We start from the raw sequence: 19,210 nt of genomic DNA on the forward strand, positions 1-19,210 counted from the left end.
CCATGTTAACTGCAAACCCCTCCCCTAAGGTGCCAACTACCATATTGTTTTCCGGCAGCCTTTCTGCCCTTGGACGCAAGTGGTATGAAAAAATCGCTGATACACGAGATTCTCTGGCCATTAGTCAGCTATTTAATTTATCACCCTTTGTTGGTAAGCTATTGGCAACCCGTGGTCTCACTCCCGAAACGGTTGCTGATTACTTAAACCCTACATTGAAGCAATTGATGCCTGATCCCAGCCACTTGAAAGATATGGATAAAGGGGTGTCTCGTGTGGGAAGAGCGATCCGAACCCAAGAAAAAATTGCCGTCTTTGGTGATTACGACGTGGATGGTGCCACGGCTTCTTCTTTGTTAAAACGTTACTTTGAAGATATTGGCGTGGATATTACTGTCTATATCCCCCAACGTATTGAAGAAGGCTACGGTCCAAATCTCCCTGCCCTCACCCACCTCAAACAACAGGGACATGGCGTAGTGATTATGGTTGACTGCGGCACCACCGCTTTTGAGGCGCTGGCCCATGCTAAAACCATTGGACTTGATGTCATCATTATTGATCACCATATGTCGGCTCCGCTGCTTCCTGATGTCACGGCACTCATCAATCCCAATCGCATTGATGAGACGAGTCCGCTCGGAACCCTTTGTGCCGCCGCGTTGAGCTTTGTCTTTTTAGTGGCCCTGCATCGAGCTTTACGGAATGAGGGATGGTTTAGAGAAGGGAAAAAGGAGCCTGACTTACGCTCCTACCTTGACCTTGTTGCTCTAGGGACTGTCTGTGATGTGATGCCCCTGACGGGCCTCAACCGCGCTTTTGTTACGCAAGGCTTAAAAATTCTGCATCATCGAGCTAATCTTGGCTTAAAAGCCCTGGCTGATATTGCGGGAATTGACGAATCTCCGAGTGCCTATCACCTTGGATTCATGTTGGGCCCCCGCATCAATGCTGGGGGACGTGTCGGAAAAGCCAATTTTGGAACAAGGCTGCTTTCCAGCCGTGATACCATCGAAACGCAACATCTCGCACGTGAACTTGATCTCTTAAATAAAGAGCGTCAGGCAATTGAGATAATTGTTCTGGAACAAGCAACCAAGCAAATCCTGCAACAACGTCTCCATGAAAATCCACTGATTATGGTAGGCGATGAAGGATGGCACATAGGTGTCATTGGCATTGTGGCCGGCCGCTTGAAAGAGCGCTTTCAAAAACCAGTATGCGTTGTTGGTTTTGATGCGGAGGTAGGTAAAGGCTCGGGACGGTCCATTACTGGCGTTAATTTGGGTGCTGCCATGCATGCTGCTTGCCAAAAAGGCTTGCTCGTCCATGGTGGTGGCCATGCTATGGCCGCAGGTTTTACCGTAATGCGGGATCAATTTGCTGGATTTCAGGATTTCTTGTGCCATCATTTGGCCACCGCTGTCGCAGGTATTGAGCCCCGCCTTGATCTAGACGCCGTTTTATCGCCGGCTGCAGCAACGGTGGAATTTTTGACAGAGCTTAGCTTACTTGAACCTTACGGCAATGGTAACCCGACACCAAAATTCTGTCTGCATAAAGTCCGTCTTACAGGCGTGGAACGGGTTGGCGTCAATCACTTACGTGCGTTTGCTTACGGTGAAGATGGGACTCGAGTCAAGATAATGGCGTTTCGCGCTCTCGATACAGAATTAGGGGAGAAAATGCACCAACTTCAAGGAGGGCGCATGATCGCCCTTGCCGGTACGCTCAAACTCGATAAATGGAATGGCCGAGAAGAAGTCACCATTATTTTAGATGATCTCATGGATTTGGAATGAAGAGAGAATTGGGCTCAATTCACTCTAACTTTACAGGTCAGCAGTTTGGAAAAGGTTAAATAAAATCGCCGAGAAAGACAGTCGCTGTTCCTCGTGTAAGCGCTTTAGGTTGCGCCTCAGAAGGAGCCCATCCGCTTAAGTAAACAGCAGTGAAGCCAGCCGAAATCCCTGTCGAATTTCTATAATGACGATCGTAAAATTGAATTAATTCTTTCAAGAATTTTTTTTCCACACCCCTATGGGGACGCTCCAGCATCACATTGCTTAGCCCCACTGTTTTTAACTCTTCCAGAAAAGACTGTGTCCCTGAATAGTTCATCTCAATCTGATCCATATCGACGACAGGCAAGGCAAATCCGGCACGTTGCATAAGAGCTGCAGCATCGGACAATTTCACCATTGGTGCTACACGGGGGGACACCCCACCATAAATCTCTTCCTCCACAACTTGGGTAGCATGACGTAATTGCCATAAGGTATCTTGGCCTAAAAACACGCCCAAAAAGAGCCCATCGGATTTCAAACAATACTTAACCTGCTGCAAAAATCCTGGGATATCATTGAAGTGATGCATTTCTAAAACGCTGATGATAAGATCAAATTTGCCCCTGCCAAAAGGTAAAAACTCATCATCCAACTGAAGGGTTGACGCTTTGCCCGTGAGGCTAAACTGCCAGTAGTTTGATTTTTCAAATAGGTGAGCAAGATCAGCATCTCCCAAAACTAAAACATCTTGGAAATCACGTTTGATCAGTTGAAGCCGATTGATGAGTTGGTGTTGTAAATATTGATGCAAACGAGTGCGCTTCACACCCATAGCATCCAGGCGCGAGCGCCGCAATCGGAGAAGTCGGCGGTCAAAAAGATAGGCTGTTGCAGCAGACTTAATCATTTAAACGGCTCGCCACTGACCACGCGAAGGATTTTTGCACTCTTGTTATTTTCGCGAAAGCAGAAAGCCAGGTAGAGTTTAAACGCTTCAAATGAGACCAATAGCGATTTATCATTCTGGATACCGGCTGGCCTTTATCCTCAGCATTGGCCTGGGGGTGAGAATAAGCCCCATAGTTAAGTACAGCAGCCCTGTTTTGAATAAGAATAAGCATCCCCCCTTTGCTTTTAAATCGCAATTTCCTGCATCTGCTTGCGTTTATTTTGGGAGAGAGTCAAATAAATCGCTGGCAATACCAATAAAGTAAACAAAGTCCCGATGGTCATTCCGCCAACGATCACCCAACCAATTTGACGATAGCTCTCTGCCCCAGCTCCTTGAGAAAGTGCCAGCGGCACCGAGCCCAACACCATCGCAAAAGTTGTCATTAAGATAGGGCGTAACCGGACCTTAGAGGCCTCAACAATCGCATCGAGTTTGGAGACTCCTTCAGTACGCAAGTGATTCGCCACATCCACCATCAAAATACCATGCTTGGTGATCAACCCAATCAAGGTCACCAAACCAATTTGACTGTAAACGTTGATCGTTCCCCCCTTGATGAGAGTCAAGGTAACAACTGCACTGGCCAAGGATAATGGCACACTGAACATGATGATCGCTGGGTCAATCCAACTTTCAAACTGAGCCGCCATAATCAGATAAATAAAGATCAACGCCATCCCGAAAATCAGATACATATTCTGACTTTCATCCATGAAGCGGCGTGTATCCCCGGTGAACTCCATACGCGCATCCCGAGGCAAGACAGATTTAGTGATCTCCTTCACCATGTTAATCCCTTCCATCTGACCAATACCTGATTGAAGTTTTACTGTATGGCTAATGGCGCGAACTCGATTGTAGCGGAAAATTTCAGCCGGACCAGAGCGTGCTTTGACCTCCACCAATTCAGCTAATGGAATAAGAGTTTGTTTTTTATCATTCGCCTTCATAAACAGATTCGTAATATCTTTGGGAGACTGACGTGCCTGATCCATCACCTCTACTAAAACGTCATAAAGTTTGTTTTCACGTTTAAAGGAAGATGCTTTGCGCCCCCGGACCAATGAGTCAATAGTATCGGCAATTGCTCCTGGTTCCACTCCACCCTCGGCCGCTTTGTCTCGCCTGATGTAGACGGTAAAATCTTCTGTATCTGGGTGATCATTGGATAACACAGCCGCGATATTGGTATTCCCATAAAGCTTGTTGGTAGTCAAACGAGAAAGTTCTTTGATTTCACGGTGCGTCTTATTCCCCCCAATAATAAACTCAACCAAGTCACTGCGATCGCTTGAGCCACCGCTGCCTTCAAACTTAACAGAGATCCCGGTGATCTTGGCCAGCTTTGCTTTCAATTCAGCCTCAATCACAGCTGTTGAACGACTACGATCATCTTTTAATTGAATACTAACATCGTAGGTCGGGTTATTGATCTGAGTAATTCGCCGTTCGATTTCCGGAATGGTTGACAAGACTTCATCCAGCTGACTAACGAATTTATCAGTATACTGCAATGTTGCCGATTGTGCTGATTGACCATCAATGAAAATGGCACCCTGATCTTCGGTGGGGAATAATTCTTTTGGCAAGCCATAGTAGCTGAGCATCCCAATAGACGCCACAATGAAGCCGGCAAAAATTGGTTTATAAGGAACTTTCATCATCCAATTGACTAATCCTTGCCGGATTGGATCAACCAATAAAAGAATCGCAAATGCAATCACCATGGCAATAATGCGGCCAATCACAGGGGAGAAAAGCCCCCCAATCACATAGGCCAACAAAAATGCGACAACATACAGTATAATCGTCATATAAGAAGAGTGGTAACCTGAGTTTTCACCTGTTTGTGACAAGATGAGGCGCAAGAACCGTGCATATTCTGTCTCAAGTTTATCAAGCCACACATCCGTTGGCACTTTCTCCTTTAGCTTTTCCCACCAACCAGCAGATTTAATGGCAAAGGCACCTTCCCCTTGACCTAACAAGCGCGCGCACATCATCGGTGATAAAGTGAGGGCGGCAAATCCCGAGAGCAAGACAGAACCAGCAAGGGTCACCGCAAACTCTGTAAAGTACTTGCCAACAGTTCCCTTAGACAAAGCAATTGGTGCATACACTGCAACGAGTGTCAAGGTCATCGCCACGATAGCAAAGCTGATTTCACGCACACCTTTGACGGCTGCATTAAAGGGTTTTTCGCCCTCATCTATATAACGATAAACGTTTTCTAACACCACGATTGCATCGTCAACCACCAAACCAATAGCCATAACCATCGCCATCAAGGTAAAGCGATTCAAGCTAAAACCAAGCAGATACATGATAAACAGTGTACCGATCAACGACACAGGAATTGTAATCAAAGGAATAATAGAAGCGCGGGCGGAGCGTAAGAACAAGAATACGACTAACACAACCAAAACGGTTGCCTCACCAATAGTCCAATAAATACGCGAAACCGATTCTTCAATAAATCGAGTCCGGTCGGTTCCAAGGCTCAGCGTCATGGAGTCAGGCAAGTGCTGCTGAATCGACGGCATCATCTTTTTAACTTCACGCGCCACATCAATAGGGTTGGCAATCGTTTGTTTCATAATCCCAATACTGATTCCGGTTTTCCCGTTAAAACGCGTCTTGGTTTTTTTATCATTGGCTGACATTTCAGCTGCCCCAAGGTCACTTAGATAAACCAGATGTCCATCTCTTGTCATAATGGGCAAATCATTAAATTCCTCTGGCGTTTCAATGTCAGCAACAGTTGTTACCAGGTATTCACGGTCATTACTAATAAGTTTTCCAGCTGGTTTTTCGATGTTCTGTTGTTTAATAGCCTGGATCACTTCAGCCACAGTAATATTAAAGGCAGCCAATTTAACAGGATCCAACTTAAGGCGCATCTTATAAAGATCACCCCCCAGCACATCCACCCGGGCTACGCCAGAAATGGATTCAAGATCTTTTTGAATTTCCCGCAAGGCAAAGTCGGCTAATTCACTCGCCGCCAATTTATCGCTCGTCAATGCCAGAGTCATAATCGCCTTATCATCCGCTTTTGACTTTGTCAAAATCGGTTCATTCATTTCATGCGGCAAGCGATCTTTTGCTTTGTTTAAACGATCCCGAATATCATTAGCAGCGTCTTCAACACGGCGACCTGGGCTAAACTCCATCACAACTTTGCTATCATCAACAGAGCTAGTAGAAGAGACTGAAACAACACCTTCGATACCCGCTACTGCTTCTTCAATGACGCGCGTTACCTGAGCTTCCACGATTTCAGGGGCAGCTCCTTGCAGAGTTGATTCAATAGTAATATAAGGCCGTTCTACAGTTGGATACTGTTGCAGCGGTAAGCGGCTGAACCCGACAAGTCCCACGAGCAGCAAGACAATCGTCATTACCCATGAAAAGACGGGGCGCTGAATACAAACTTCAGATAATTTCATGGGCGACTACCTTACTCTTTACTTTTAGAAAACAAATTCTTGAGAAAATGAAGTGCTTTGGCAAATTTACCTTTGTTTTCTTGTACTTTAGGCTCTTCTTCTATATGCGAAGATGCGGTTTGCTCGTTCACTTCATCAGCTTTTTGCGTTGCCTCAACTGCTGGATTTACCTCAACTGCTGGATTTACCTCAGCTGGTGGACTTGCCTCAGCTGGTGGATTTGCCTCAGCTGGTGGACTTGCCTCAGCTGGTGGATTTGCCTCAGCTGGTGGATTTGCCTCAACTGCTGGATTTGCCTCAGTCGGCGTTTCTATACTAGGCTCTACAGAAGATGCCGACGCTGCTGGTGCTGAAGCTATTTCTTTCACCGGCTCTTTGATTGGCTCCGCCGCTTCTGATTCACCTTCTTCTTGCAGCGCCTCTTCTAGACTTTCAAGATTGGTAACATTCACACTTGTGCCTTCACCGAGTTTAATTTGCCCCGCAATGACCACCAACTCATCAGCACGCAAACCTTGGATAATTTCAACTTTTCCTTTTTCGCGCGTCCCTGTAATGACCCGGCGACGTCCAGCACGCCCACTTTGAACAACCCAGACAAATTCGCGATCTCCATCACGAGTTACAGCGGATTCTGGGACCATAATGGCGTTTCCTTTTTCGCCAACTATTAAGCTGACATTAACAAACATCCCTGCGCGCAGATTACCGTCGTCATTAGGATTTGTTGCCCGCAAGGATAAACTGTGGCTTACCCCATCAAGACTTGCATCAACTGAAACAACAGTGGCCATAAAGATTTCCCCGACAAATCCATCCAACGTCATTTCTGCTGTTTGCCCCACACCTACGTCATGAACATTTTGTTCTGGTACCTTAAAATCAATCTTAATCGGCGTGTTATCAACTAACTTCACAAGATCATGGCCTGCTTGAACATAAGCACCAACACTGACATCAATTAACCCGATATTTCCAGAAAAGGGTGCAATGATTGTGGCTTTTTCTAATTGAGCTTTCGCTTTTTCAAGTTTTGCCTTTGCCATGGCCAAACCAGCTTTTGTTTCATCAAACTTCTTAACGCTTTCAATGTTTTGGCTGTGAAGCTTTGTGATACGGCCATGATCTGCCTCTCTTAAAATAAGTTCAGCCTCAGCAAGATCCACTTCGGCGACCAGATCTGCATCTTCAAAGCGAATCAAGATATCACCTTTATTAACGGCTTCGCCTTCTGTAAAGCTAATTTCGGAAATGCGACCAGCCATCTCTGAACGCAGCATCACTTCCTCATTAGCGCGAAGTTTTCCCACAGTGGTAACGCGCTTGGTCATCGTGCCAACGGCAACCCGAACAGCCTCCACATCTACAACACGTTCGCCCATGCTCTCCCGATTTTGCTTCAACTCAAGGTAAACTAAACAAGCATCTTTAATGGCAGGCCTTACCCAGGGGCTTAGAACTTTGCCAAGCACCCATAATCCAAGAGCCCCCACAAGGACACCACCGATAATAAACGGGATTTTGTCTTTAGTAATTTTAGAGAAAAGATCTGGTCGCTGCATGTTCTTAATCGCTTTAATCTTGTCGTTACAATTATCTTGAATGAAAGAAGTTAACTTTTAGTAACAAACTAACATTCACACGATAACATTAGCATATAGCTATGATTTGTGCTATCTTTCACAATTTTGCAAGGAAAATATAATTTATCCGAAAATATTTAACTGATTTATTACAAACTTAGATTTTTTTGCATTGAGTTCACTCTAAATTAACTCAGCCAGCGTAATCTCAGTCAAGGGTTCCGCTGTTTGTTTATTTTTTAAAATAAAGTTGGATAGTTCGGGCAGAAATTGCGTATTTAAAATCCTGTCGATGGCCCTTGCGCCTTGAGAAGAGTTACCAACTCGCCCTAAAATAGCAATAATATCCGCCTCTTTAATTTTTAAATTTGCCTGATAATTCTGCAAAATACGCTCTTTGATATCATTTAATTTGAGATGAGTAATTTCTGTTAAATGTGTTAGTGTTAGGGAGTGATAAGGGATAACCGTCATCCGCGCCAACAACGCCGGACCAAAATGGGTTGATAAAACTTGACCTAAAATATCACCAGTTTCAATATTACCCTCACTTGGAACGGATAAATCTTGAACCAATTCAGCCCCTAGATTGGAGGTCATGATGATAAGAGTATTACGGAAATCAACACGAACGCCTTCACCATCTTCCATAATACCTTTGTCAAAAACTTGATAGAAGAGATTAGCAACGTCCCGATGCGCTTTTTCGATTTCATCAAGTAAAATAACACTATATGGATTACGGCGAACAGCTTCTGTTAAGAGACCACCTTTGCCATACCCCACATAACCGGGAGGGGCTCCTTTGAGAGAAGCAAGAGAGTGAGCTTCCTGAAACTCAGACATATTGAGACGAATGAGAGCATCACGGCTACCAGACAAAAAAGTGGCAAGCGCCTGAGCTGTCTCCGTTTTCCCAACCCCACTAGGACCAACAAGTAAGAAAACCCCCATCGGTTTTCCAGGATCGGCAAGGCCAGTGCGATAGGTGAGAACCGCCTGTGACAACTGTTTCAGCGCCTGATCTTGCCCGATAATTTTGGATCTGAGATTCTGAAATATCGACTCAAAATCAACACCATGTTGCACAGAAAGCATCGTTGTGGCAGGAATACCTGTCCAACTTGAGAGGATTTGAGCAATGCAATCACGATCCACTACTATGGAAAGATTCAATTCTCTAGAAAGTGTCTTAGTTGTTTCTTCTAGGTGATTGAGCTTTTCAATGAGCGCATCATCGGTGCTGGTTCGATCAAACAATAACAACTGCTTATGTAATGCTTTTATTTGATCAATCAGCAGACGAATCTGCTGCCATAGAGCTTCAGAATCTTTAATTTTGAGCTTTATAACCTCAATGCGGCCGGTAATTTCTTTCAAACGCTGTAGATGAGTACCCGACTTTTTTGTCTCGCGCTGCAACATGGAGGCTTCTATTTGTAAAAGCTGCAATTCGTTGTTCAGTTCATCAATTAAAGGCGGAGTTGCTTTATGAGCAAGGGAAACGCGGGCACAAGCTGTATCCAAAAGATTAATCGCTTTATCAGGAAGACGCCGGTGCGGTAAAAAGCGTTTAGAAAGAGTTACTGCCGCTTGAACTGCCTCATTTAATACTTGCACATCATGGTGTTTTTCAAGTTGAGGCACAAAACGGCGGAGCATCATCATCGCATTTTCAGGAGTTGGCTCCTCAATCTTAATGAGTTCAAAACGTCTGTTAAGCGCTGCATCATTTTCAATATATCGCTTGTATTCTGGCCAAGTGGTGGCGGCAATAGTACGTAGCTCGCCCCGGGCAAGACTGGGCTTAAGGAGATTCGCGGCATCATTGGTGCCAAGGTTACCTCCCGCACCAATCAAAGTGTGGGCCTCGTCAATAAATAAAATAATAGGCTTTTTTGCCTGCTTCACATCCTCTAAAATTCCTTTGAGTCGCTCTTCAAAGTCCCCCCGAACCCCCGCGCCTGATTGAAGCAAACCTAAATCAAGAGTATAGATTTGCGTATTTTGAAGGCTGGGTGGCACGTTGCCAGCAACGATCTTTTGGGCGAGCCCTTCAATGATGGCCGTTTTCCCAACTCCCGCATCTCCCACCAAAATGGGATTATTTTGTTTTTTCCGAGACAATACGTCAATAATTTGATGAACTTCCGCCTCGCGGCCAGAAACAGGGTCAAGCTTTCCTTGATAGGCTTGTTCCGTGAGGTTAAGCGCGTATTTTTGCAATGCTTCACCCGCATTAATGGAAGAGGACGCCGCAGGGACAAGGGTTGGGAGCACAGGTGCAGTCACCGATTCAACATAGCGATTTTCTGGACTGACGCGCACCAATTCGACCAAATCACCTCGCAAGATATGCCTTGGAATGCGCAAAATCAGTGGGCAACTTTCCAGGATTACACCCCGCAATGGATCATGGTCAATAAGGGCCAAAAGAATTGCTGCTGACCGAATTTGGTGTTGATTCAGATGAATCGAAGTAATCATCCAAGCTTTTTCTAATAAAATAATGATGTTCGGCGACAAAGTTGGTGAGATGGTACAGCCTTGCTTGAATTTGTCAATACTGTTGAGAAGTTGACGCTGAACCGATTCTTTATCAATTTCATAATGGCGCAATAATAACTCAATATCCGAATCGGGTTGCTGGAGAAGCTTGTACAAAAAATGTTCTAGTTCAACATTATAGTTTGTTTTTTGAACACATAGAGCTGCTGCTGCCTCTAACGCCTTTTTAGAAGACGGATTCAATTTTTCGACAAGATTTTTTAATTTTAACCCCATGGTCAAAACCTAAACAATAGAAATAAGCCATCTATAAACTATGCCTGAGAAAAATAAAAAAGTTTAGTTAATTTTTTTATTTTAATAATAAGGTTAATCCTTACTGAGATTCTCTCACCCCTTATTCATCCAAAGATGATTTTCAGACCATTTTAGCCCAAAATAAGGCCAACTTTCGGGGGAAGAGTTCATTTGCTGGTAGTTTAATTACTTCATTACAGGTGGGAAAATTTGCCATGTAAAAAGAGCCCAAATAAACTCCTTCGGGTAGGGTAAAGACAAGCCTCCAAGGCGAGGCTAGAAGCAACATTTATAGGGTGTGGGACATATATAATATATACATACTAAAAAATTTTAAGCATAGACCCACGCGTTAGGATCAGCAAATAGGGCCCGTAAGATTAAGTTGTTCAATCCATGGCCCGAGTTGCGACCATCAAAATGTCCGAGCAACCTTGTCCCTACCAACATTAAATCCCCGTAAGCATCAAGCACTTTATGGCGAACAAATTCATCATCAAAGCGCAAACCCTCCGCATTTAGAACTTTATTGTCATCGATGACAATGGTATTGCAAAGATCAGCTCCTTGCGCTAATCCCATTGCGCGAAGCTTGTTACCATCCTCTAAAAAGCCAAAAGTACGCGCTTCCGAAAGTAATGTGGTAAAGTCTTCCTTTTCAGGGTAGTAATCAAAAGTCCAACTTTGCGGAAAACGGCCACAACCATCAAAATAGATAGAAATGCGCGGCTCATCAGAAGGAAGCAACCATGCCTCCCCTTTCCCCTGAACGACGTGAATTGGTTTAAGAACACGAATTTGCTTCAATGGTGTTGCCAGTGGCTTAACCCCGCCGCTTGCTAAAATAGCCTCAATAAACTCAATGGAACTCCCGTCCATAATTGGGACTTCAGGTCCATCCAATTCAATAATCGCATTGTGAACGCCAAGGGCACGGAAAGCTGCCATTAAGTGCTCAATTGTCCCAACAGTTGTCCCTGCTTCGTTAGCAATTTTGGTACACATAGATGTATCAGCAACCGTATCCCAACGGGCCGGAACGCGGTTATTTTCTGTCAAATCAGTCCGAATAAAGACATAGCCTGTATCGGCTACAGCCGGCTTAATCCTCAAAGTAACGGATTCACCAGAATGAACCCCTATTCCCATACAGATTATATTCTTTTTAACTGTATGCTGCGTTGTATGGATAGGCGCTAATATCTTGACTGGAGCAAGTCGGGTGGATTTAATTGTTTTTGTTTGCTCTAGAATGGCGACATCATGAAGCATATTCGTTCTCCTCACTTCAAGAATGCCTCAAATCCCCCCCAAAATGCCACCCTTAGTATGTTACGAACTATTACATAGTAAGGTTTATCTTCTTCTGCGAAGCTGTCTAGAGCTTATGTCAAGGAATTCATTGAGAAAATTAGGCACAAAGCCTAACCCTTTTTTAAGATATAAATCTATATATTATATTGTATAGGGAAAGTGGAGTGATGTAACATTTTGATAATTATAGTTTTTATTTGTTATGTATTTATGAATTCCCCGGGATTGGCAAGGTCAAATCCTGATCATACCTTATGTGGTAAATATATCGAAAAAGTCTCCAAAGAAACGAACGTTCCGCCAGAAGTTATCTGGGCCGTTGCCAGTGCCGAGAGCAATCTAGGAAAGCTTGGTCCCTGGCCCTGGTCGGTCAATATTCGTGGTAAAGCATTTTATTTCAAATCTCAAAAAGAAATGATCACCTTTATTCATAAAAAATTGAAAAAAAATCCTCATATTAGTATGGATATTGGCTGTATGCAGTTAAATTATTTGTACCACGGTCATAAGTTTTCTAACATTCATGAAATGAGCAATATTTATGAAAATATGTTAGTCGGAGCTCGTTACTTACGCCAACTTTTTGAGGCCAACCAACACACTCACGCTCATAAAAAATTAACTAAAAATAGGCTTTGGGGTTATGCCGTTGGCGATTATCATTCCCAACAAAGCTCTAGAGGTGCCCAATACATTAGACGAACCTCAAAATTTTTGATGACGACTCCTGCTTGGTATGATGATATCTTCCCAGAGCCAGACTTCCCTTAAGCCAGCAGATGGATAGTCTCCTTACTCATTGCCTGTAATAAATAAAACCTTTATTAGATTTAAAGTAAAGGAAGCGTGCGAGTTAAAATTTAGCGATTCTAGGATGCAAAAGGCGAGAGTTTCCAAAGAGATTTATTGAATAGAAGAGTTTTTATACCTACATAACTAAAAAAATTATTTTATTATGAGATTTTATTCATTACGAATATTTCCTATGAAAAAGTTAGCTATCGCTTCTATTTTAAACATCTTATAATGTATCTTAATCTGAGTAAGATACACTTTTTCTTCTTGTCTTAAAACCTTTGCCGCAAGCAAGCTTAGTCGGCAACGAGACAAACAAGGTGGATAGGTTGCTTATCGCCGTGCATCGGCTAAGAGCTTATAAGACTAAGCCTAACTTAAAAAATTGAGGTCACTTTATCGGTGCATGCAAAGCTTTAAACACAGCAACAAAATCAGACGAAACCCTTCCTCACTCTCGTGGCATAATTCCTTATCTTTCAAGCATAAAGCAGCTTTAGTCTAGGAATGGAGAAATGTAGATTTATAGGACCTAAAACAGCTGAGTGATGCGGGCTCCAGACTCCACAGCTGCTTCCATTGTTCCTATCTCCTTCAGAATTGTGGCATGTTCTCCCACAAAGTAGACGCGATCTTCTATGGGTGCAAATATAGATTTGACACTTATCCCCTGGTGAACTGTTGTTTCTGCAAGCTTTCCGCCTAAACTCAACCCAAAATTAGAATAGGATCCTTTAGCATAGGGATCCATAAACCATGACTTTAAAACAGGCGTTTGATAATGTTCAAATTGAGTATCTCGTGCGGCAACAGGTTGCCCATATCCAACCTTTACGCCTTGAAAACTTAACCGAATTGCCTGAACTCCTTCCTCAAACAATTCTTGCTGGGTGTGGGCAAGATGCGCTCCATTTTCCCCCGAAAAATACATATTCAGCACCTTTTGATCAGCATTTAAAAAGGCTACCATTTTAGGTGTCAACACAGTGTTATAAGATGGATTTTTATCTTTTGTCGACATCAAAATCTTGGCATTTGTGCCATACTGTACCTGCTGAATCAACTGCAGGCGACTTGCAGGGAGGGCCCTTTCCGCAAAAGAAATATCCCCATAAGTTGATCCAGGAATTGCCAAGACTAACTTGTCGCAAATCACCTTTGTCTGATCGTGAAAAACTAATAATAAGTGGTTGTCCTCAGTGAGTTGAACTTGTTTTAAGACTTTGTTGAAGTGAACACGTTGCACTGCTTGGGCCAGTTTCTCCGGCAAGGTGGCGTTTCCCTCTTTCAAACTCATTCGATGTAATAGTGGTTTATAGCCCATCATTTGTTGCGCTGCAGAAATTCCGCCAAGTATGGAGTACTTCAACGTTTCTATATTGTGATAAACAGATAATTTATGGGGTGTGGAGCCCTCATAGGCCGTGAGCTGCACCTCAATAATTTGCTTTAGGACCGCATGTTCTTCAAATATCTCATCTAGAATATCTTGTATCGATGTCGCTGTTTTCTGAAGAGTTTCGAGCTTTTTAGATATTGACTTCCGTGTGAACGGAAATTGTTTGAGGAGTTCGTGGGGGTCATGAAAATTTTTCCCATCATAAAATATACGAGAAAATTGAAGATGATCCTCAACTGTTTGCAAATCCAATTCTTTAGCTAGATTGAGAAAATGGGTGGCTCCGCCGCCATCAGTGATATTTTGCCCGCCTAACTCTGCGATTGACTCAGTCCCATCAAGATTTTCAATAAAGACTGACTGGACACGACCGCCAACACGGTTTCTGGCTTCAAAAACATCAACTTCATACCCCTTTTTCCTAAGATAATAAGCAGTCGTTAGCCCAGCTAAGCCTGCCCCTACAATAGCAATTATTGGTTTTGCAGAAGAGGAAGATTCAGCTTCCAATCTGCTGGCTTGATTAGAGCCGACAGCCATTATTACACCCACAAACGATTAAAATAAGTTTCTCATAAATCAAGAATTTACTTGAGTGCCTATCCTAGCAATTTGTGGAGAAGAAGCAACCTTTTATCGGATTAATCTAAAGCTAAAAAATCCCCTACTTTCCAAATAAAGAGCCGAATATCCCTTGCCCTTGATGACTGCTACCACCGCGGATTTGACCAAATAAATCATTGACAATATTTTCACCGCTTTGTTGAAGCTGGCGTTTCATCTGTGCTTCTGGTTTTGATTCTTCTTTGACCTCAACCCTATTGAGGATCTGCGCCTCACGGTGCTCTGTCACTCGGACTGTTTTGGTGAGATCATTCCACTCCTGGCGTTCTTTACTTTTATACAGCAAGGGATGACTCTGCACCAAGTAGGCATAATAATCAGCATAAAATTTGATTGAATCAAATAATTGCTTAGAGGATTCCTCTTTCATTTGTTCGGCGAGTTGGCTGAAAGTATTTCGATCAGGATTCCCTTGTTGGATTGTTTGCATCATGTCTTTGACAAGATTTATATCTGATTGCAAACAATTGTCTCTGCCGCCACACCGTTGATGGTTTTTTTCGATTTGGGGCAACAGATACATCTTCAAATCATCAAGATTGAATTTCACCACAGCATTCGGCGAGGCCATCGCTTGTCCTCTCCCCTGTTTTCCCCTCAGAGTCGCAACAGACTGGTTCGGCTCGTTAATTCGAACACCGGACAGATATTGCTGACGCGCTGTCTCACTCATCGATTGATACACTTCCCATTCTGAGACAAATTGATCCGCCATCGCCGCTTGATTTAACTTACTTTTCAAATCGGCAAAGAAGCTCTGCAAATTAGAATATTGTCGATATTTTTCTTGCACCAACTGCAGAGATTGTTGATCAAGACTTAAGCCTTCAGTACGATTACTGGAAACATCTTTATTCCGGTAAGCCGCCATTCTTAACTCATCCAAAATTTTAATCTTCACATTCATCAGATCAATGGCATTGACTCTTTTAGAATAAGACTGGGAATAGTGAGTAGGCTCCCTAAAAGAACTATAATAAGTCTCTGAAAAATGAGGATTATAGTCTAACGCGCAGCTAAGGGATGTAGCACCCAGACTCATAAGTAAAAATTTAATCATGTTACACCAGTATTCTTTCACCTTTGCCAATAAGTATGGTACATAAACATTAAAGATACGTTTAATTTGATCGCGTTAGATTCATTATGTCGAAAGAACTCTCAATAATTGCTAAAACAGATGCTTTTGTCCCGACCAAACATGAAGAACAGGTTCCCTATAATCTAGAAGCGGAACAAAGTTTGTTAGGGATTTTGCTTCTTGACAATTCTAGAATGGAAGCAGTGAGTGAGTTTTTGCGGGCGTTCCACTTTGCTGATGGGATTCATGCAAAAATCTTTGAAGGCATCACTCGTCTTGTTGAGCGAGGACAAATTGCTGATCCGATCACTTTAAAAGACTATTTTGACCGTGAAAAAGCGCTTGAGCCAGTGGGCGGCGCCAAATACCTAGTTGATCTTGCCAGCAACGTTCTTTCTTTTGGGAGCGCCACTGACTACGGCAAATTAATTCATGATCTTTATCTCCGGCGTGAGCTTCTTAAAATCTCGCAAGATATTTCCGTTAATGCCCGGGTTTATGACTTTGATGAATCTGCCCTCAATCAAATTGAGTCTGCCGAAAAGCAGCTTTTTGACCTTGCAACAAAAGGGCAAAACAGTGGTGGTTTTATTAATTTTGGCACTGCTGTTTCCCACGCTCTTCACACCGCCGAACTCGCCTTTAAGCGCGATGGTAATATCGTTGGGGTCACCTCCGGGCTGCTCGATCTTGATAAGTATTTAGGTGGTTTGCATCCTTCGGACTTATTGATTCTGGCAGGCCGTCCGGCGATGGGAAAAACGTCTCTTGCCACCAACATTGCTTTTAATGCTGCCAGTGCCTTTCTTAATAATAATAGTAATGGTGCACCGGTTGCTTTCTTTTCCCTTGAAATGTCAGCCGAACAGCTGGCAACCCGTATTATGGCCGCTGAATCTGGCGTTTCTTCCGATAAAATGCGCCGGGGCGATATCAAAACCGAAGATTTCCCAAAGTTTGTGGAAGTCACCCGCCGCCTGAATCAACTTCCTCTTTTTATTGATGACACGCCGGCGATTTCGATAAATGCGGTGCGCAATCGATCACGTCGCTTACAACGTCAGCATGGGTTAGGTCTCATCGTAATCGACTACTTACAATTGCTTGAAGCCGGTGGGAGCAAAAAAGGCAGCGATAACCGTGTTCAAGAAATCTCTGAAATCTCGCGCGGCTTGAAGGCGATTGCTAAAGAACTGAATGTTCCAGTTATTGCGCTATCTCAGCTTTCTCGTGCTGTTGAACAACGTGACGATAAACGTCCCCAGCTTTCTGACTTGCGTGAATCGGGTTCCATTGAGCAAGACGCTGACGTCGTTATGTTCGTGTTTCGCGAAGAATATTATCTTCAACGTAAACAACCGCCAGAAGGGACGGAAAAGTACAGGGAATGGCAAGAACAAATGGCGCAGGTCTATCAAAAAGCTGAAATCATCATCGCCAAACAGCGTCATGGTCCTGTAGGAACCATCCGGCTCTTCTTTGATGGTAATCTCACACGGTTTGGCAACCTTACAGAAAATTATCTTCCGGAATATTAATAAACCAGATCCGACTATTTTTCTTATCCCCTTTCGTCATTCTCGAGGGAAAGGTGGACTTGGAGCATGATTCTCACGCTTATATAATCAATTTTCCGAGCACTCGGCAAAATTTGCCTAGTTTAGTGTATACTAATCGCTATTGAAAGTAGGTCACGTCACCTTTGCTAATCCCACCGAGGTATGTAAACCAGAATATCTAATCTTTTTCTATTTCTTATGTGGAGCTTACGTTAACTAGCTTCCTGACGTACAAATTTTCCCCAACGAATCTACAGTTGGCATACCTTTTGCTTCTTAATAGTTCGTGCAGTAACGCACATTTTATTAAATCACAGGAAGTGAAAGAGGTTTATTATGGTTTCTTCAGTAACCAACTTAGGTGCAAACGCAGCTCGTCGTTACATTGATGTTAACTCTGCAAAAGCAAATACGGCAACACAACAACTTGCCTCAGGTATAAATGTTTCCAATCCATCCTACGATCCATCATCTGCAGCTGTTGGCTATAGCTTGTCCGCTAACATTGCATCCTTGCAACAAGCAAGCCGTAACGTGAGCCAAGCAACCTCTATTATTCAGCTAGCCACAGGTTTCTTGGGCGCCAGCCAAGACGTTTTGACACGCATGAAACAGCTAACTGTTGCAGCAAACTCCGGTAGCGTTAGCTCAGCAGAGCTTCAAATGATGAACCAAGAATTCCAAAAATTATTGAATCAAATAGACAATAACGCAAATAATGCTCGTTGGGCTGGTATTTCCTTGTTCTCTGGTGGTGGTGGTACAGTAACAGCCGGTGCTGCGGTTGTGGCTGCACCTGGTACTGTTGCTGGTGGTTCCGGTGCCGTTGGAACATACTTTGGTCAAATCAACACAGCTGGCATTGCTGGCAGCCAAGGTATGATAACTGGTGTAGCATCAGATGCAACTGTTACCGCAAATGGTGCTTTATTTGATATTTCGATAACAGTTGGCAATCAAACATTTAAAGGGACAACTGCTGGGGCTGCTGCAGGGACTGTTATTTTAACCAGTGCGACAGATAGCGGTAACTCTATTAGCCTCCCGATTGCTGCTGCATTTGGTACAGCTGCAGCCACTCAAACAGACCTTCAAACAGTCTTGGGTATTCCTGCAGGATTAAATGCAGTGTTTTCATCAGCTAACACGACAGCTGGTGGGATGGCAGGCGTTACCAGTGTAACGGCTGGAGCAGGTACAACAGCGGGTGCTTGGGCCCTAAGCTACACAGTTGCTGGTGGAAATGGGTCATTTAAAATTACCAATGGCACAGAAGTTTATACGTCAACAGCAACTGCTACAGGAAACATACCTGGCTCAACTGTTACATTTACCAATGGAATGACTCTAAACTTAGCTGCCGGTTTTGCTTCGGGTGCATCCATCGCCCAAGAGATCTATGACGTTTCTGCAGGGACATCCATTACTCAAAGCTTCCAATATGCAGAAAAGTCAACAGATGTTTTACAAGTGACCTTTACTGGGGCAAACGTAGCTGCGCTTCAATTGTCAGGTCAGAATATTTTGAATAGTGCAGCTGCAACTCTTGCAAGTAATGCCATCGACGCTGCTGCACAGACATTGGGTTCGCAGATTGGTACTCTTGGTGGTCAGGCCAGCGAGTTCAAATTCATGACTGATACACTTCGGATCAACATTGAAAATAGCTCAGCGGCAAAATCAACCTTTACGGATGCCGACATTGCTCAGTCCATGGAAGATTTGCAAACTTACAATGGTTTGGGTCAAATCTCGCAAACCGTGTTTACGAAAGCTTTGAACGACCAATCTAACTTGGTTCAAATGGTTCAAGGTGTTCGGTAATAAGCATCTCAGGCACATTTCAAGGGGACACCCTTGAA

General features: G+C 43.6%; 11 protein-coding genes. 4 read left to right on the forward strand and 7 right to left on the reverse strand.

Features of this window, described 5'->3' with window-relative positions; genetic code table 11:
- Positions 1-2 precede the first annotated feature (2 nt).
- On the forward strand, positions 3-1,802 hold the full coding sequence (gene recJ, locus IG80_RS0103555) for a single-stranded-DNA-specific exonuclease RecJ (RefSeq protein ID WP_075553149.1): 1,800 nt from the start codon (positions 3-5) through the stop codon (positions 1,800-1,802).
- A gap of 55 nt (positions 1,803-1,857) precedes the next feature.
- On the opposite strand, the gene IG80_RS0103560 is transcribed toward recJ, so the two are convergent.
- From IG80_RS0103560 to lpxC, 5 genes are all read right to left on the reverse strand, one after another.
- On the reverse strand, positions 1,858-2,694 hold the full coding sequence (locus tag IG80_RS0103560) for a class I SAM-dependent methyltransferase (RefSeq protein WP_052045972.1): 837 nt from the start codon (positions 2,692-2,694) through the stop codon (positions 1,858-1,860).
- A 227-nt stretch (positions 2,695-2,921) separates the two neighbouring features.
- Positions 2,922-6,188: an efflux RND transporter permease subunit gene (locus IG80_RS12365; protein ID WP_052045974.1), complete on the reverse strand. Its 3,267-nt coding sequence runs from the start codon at positions 6,186-6,188 to the stop codon at positions 2,922-2,924.
- A gap of 11 nt (positions 6,189-6,199) precedes the next feature.
- Positions 6,200-7,750 carry an efflux RND transporter periplasmic adaptor subunit gene (locus tag IG80_RS13095; RefSeq protein WP_052045975.1) on the reverse strand — a complete coding sequence of 517 codons (1,551 nt, stop codon included), beginning with the start codon at positions 7,748-7,750 and terminating at the stop codon, positions 6,200-6,202.
- 204 nt (positions 7,751-7,954) lie between these two features.
- Positions 7,955-10,555: a type VI secretion system ATPase TssH gene (gene tssH / locus IG80_RS0103580; RefSeq protein ID WP_032112598.1), complete on the reverse strand. Its 2,601-nt coding sequence runs from the start codon at positions 10,553-10,555 to the stop codon at positions 7,955-7,957.
- 354 nt (positions 10,556-10,909) lie between these two features.
- Entirely contained in the window at positions 10,910-11,848 is a 939-nt protein-coding gene (gene lpxC, locus IG80_RS0103585) for a UDP-3-O-acyl-N-acetylglucosamine deacetylase (RefSeq protein WP_084756119.1), read from the reverse strand.
- 252 nt (positions 11,849-12,100) lie between these two features.
- Here lpxC and IG80_RS0103590 point away from each other — a divergent pair, with 252 nt between their 5' ends.
- Positions 12,101-12,661, forward strand: coding sequence for a lysozyme family protein (locus IG80_RS0103590; RefSeq protein ID WP_032112599.1), 561 nt, complete (start codon positions 12,101-12,103; stop codon positions 12,659-12,661).
- Positions 12,662-13,217: 556 nt separating this feature from the next.
- On the opposite strand, the gene IG80_RS0103595 is transcribed toward IG80_RS0103590, so the two are convergent.
- Together IG80_RS0103595 and IG80_RS0103600 are read right to left on the reverse strand one after the other, a co-directional pair.
- On the reverse strand, positions 13,218-14,624 hold the full coding sequence (locus tag IG80_RS0103595; protein WP_032112600.1) for a flavin monoamine oxidase family protein: 1,407 nt from the start codon (positions 14,622-14,624) through the stop codon (positions 13,218-13,220).
- Between the two features lie 124 nt (positions 14,625-14,748).
- On the reverse strand, positions 14,749-15,768 hold the full coding sequence (locus IG80_RS0103600) for a hypothetical protein (RefSeq protein WP_032112601.1): 1,020 nt from the start codon (positions 15,766-15,768) through the stop codon (positions 14,749-14,751).
- Between the two features lie 86 nt (positions 15,769-15,854).
- On the opposite strand from IG80_RS0103600, the gene IG80_RS0103605 reads away from it, so the two are divergent.
- On the forward strand, positions 15,855-17,327 hold the full coding sequence (locus IG80_RS0103605) for a replicative DNA helicase (RefSeq protein ID WP_032112602.1): 1,473 nt from the start codon (positions 15,855-15,857) through the stop codon (positions 17,325-17,327).
- Positions 17,328-17,684: 357 nt separating this feature from the next.
- Complete coding sequence (locus tag IG80_RS0103610; RefSeq protein ID WP_032112603.1) at positions 17,685-19,172, forward strand: flagellin; 1,488 nt, start codon at positions 17,685-17,687, stop codon at positions 19,170-19,172.
- Positions 19,173-19,210: the final 38 nt, after the last annotated feature.

This window comes from Candidatus Paracaedibacter symbiosus, from assembly GCF_000757605.1.
GTDB classification, from domain to species: Bacteria; Pseudomonadota; Alphaproteobacteria; order Paracaedibacterales; family Paracaedibacteraceae; genus Paracaedibacter_A; species Paracaedibacter_A symbiosus.

What these genes read in the sequence shown, in the direction of transcription:
- recJ (WP_075553149.1), top strand. Translation starts at nt 3, where the DNA reads ATGTTAACTGCAAACCCCTCCCCTAAGGTGCCAACTACCATATTGTTT.
- IG80_RS0103560 (WP_052045972.1), bottom strand. Translation starts at nt 2,694, where the DNA reads ATGATTAAGTCTGCTGCAACAGCCTATCTTTTTGACCGCCGACTTCTC.
- IG80_RS12365 (WP_052045974.1), bottom strand. Translation starts at nt 6,188, where the DNA reads ATGAAATTATCTGAAGTTTGTATTCAGCGCCCCGTCTTTTCATGGGTA.
- IG80_RS13095 (WP_052045975.1), bottom strand. Translation starts at nt 7,750, where the DNA reads ATGCAGCGACCAGATCTTTTCTCTAAAATTACTAAAGACAAAATCCCG.
- tssH (WP_032112598.1), bottom strand. Translation starts at nt 10,555, where the DNA reads ATGGGGTTAAAATTAAAAAATCTTGTCGAAAAATTGAATCCGTCTTCT.
- lpxC (WP_084756119.1), bottom strand. Translation starts at nt 11,848, where the DNA reads ATGCTTCATGATGTCGCCATTCTAGAGCAAACAAAAACAATTAAATCC.
- IG80_RS0103590 (WP_032112599.1), top strand. Translation starts at nt 12,101, where the DNA reads ATGAATTCCCCGGGATTGGCAAGGTCAAATCCTGATCATACCTTATGT.
- IG80_RS0103595 (WP_032112600.1), bottom strand. Translation starts at nt 14,624, where the DNA reads ATGGCTGTCGGCTCTAATCAAGCCAGCAGATTGGAAGCTGAATCTTCC.
- IG80_RS0103600 (WP_032112601.1), bottom strand. Translation starts at nt 15,768, where the DNA reads ATGATTAAATTTTTACTTATGAGTCTGGGTGCTACATCCCTTAGCTGC.
- IG80_RS0103605 (WP_032112602.1), top strand. Translation starts at nt 15,855, where the DNA reads ATGTCGAAAGAACTCTCAATAATTGCTAAAACAGATGCTTTTGTCCCG.
- IG80_RS0103610 (WP_032112603.1), top strand. Translation starts at nt 17,685, where the DNA reads ATGGTTTCTTCAGTAACCAACTTAGGTGCAAACGCAGCTCGTCGTTAC.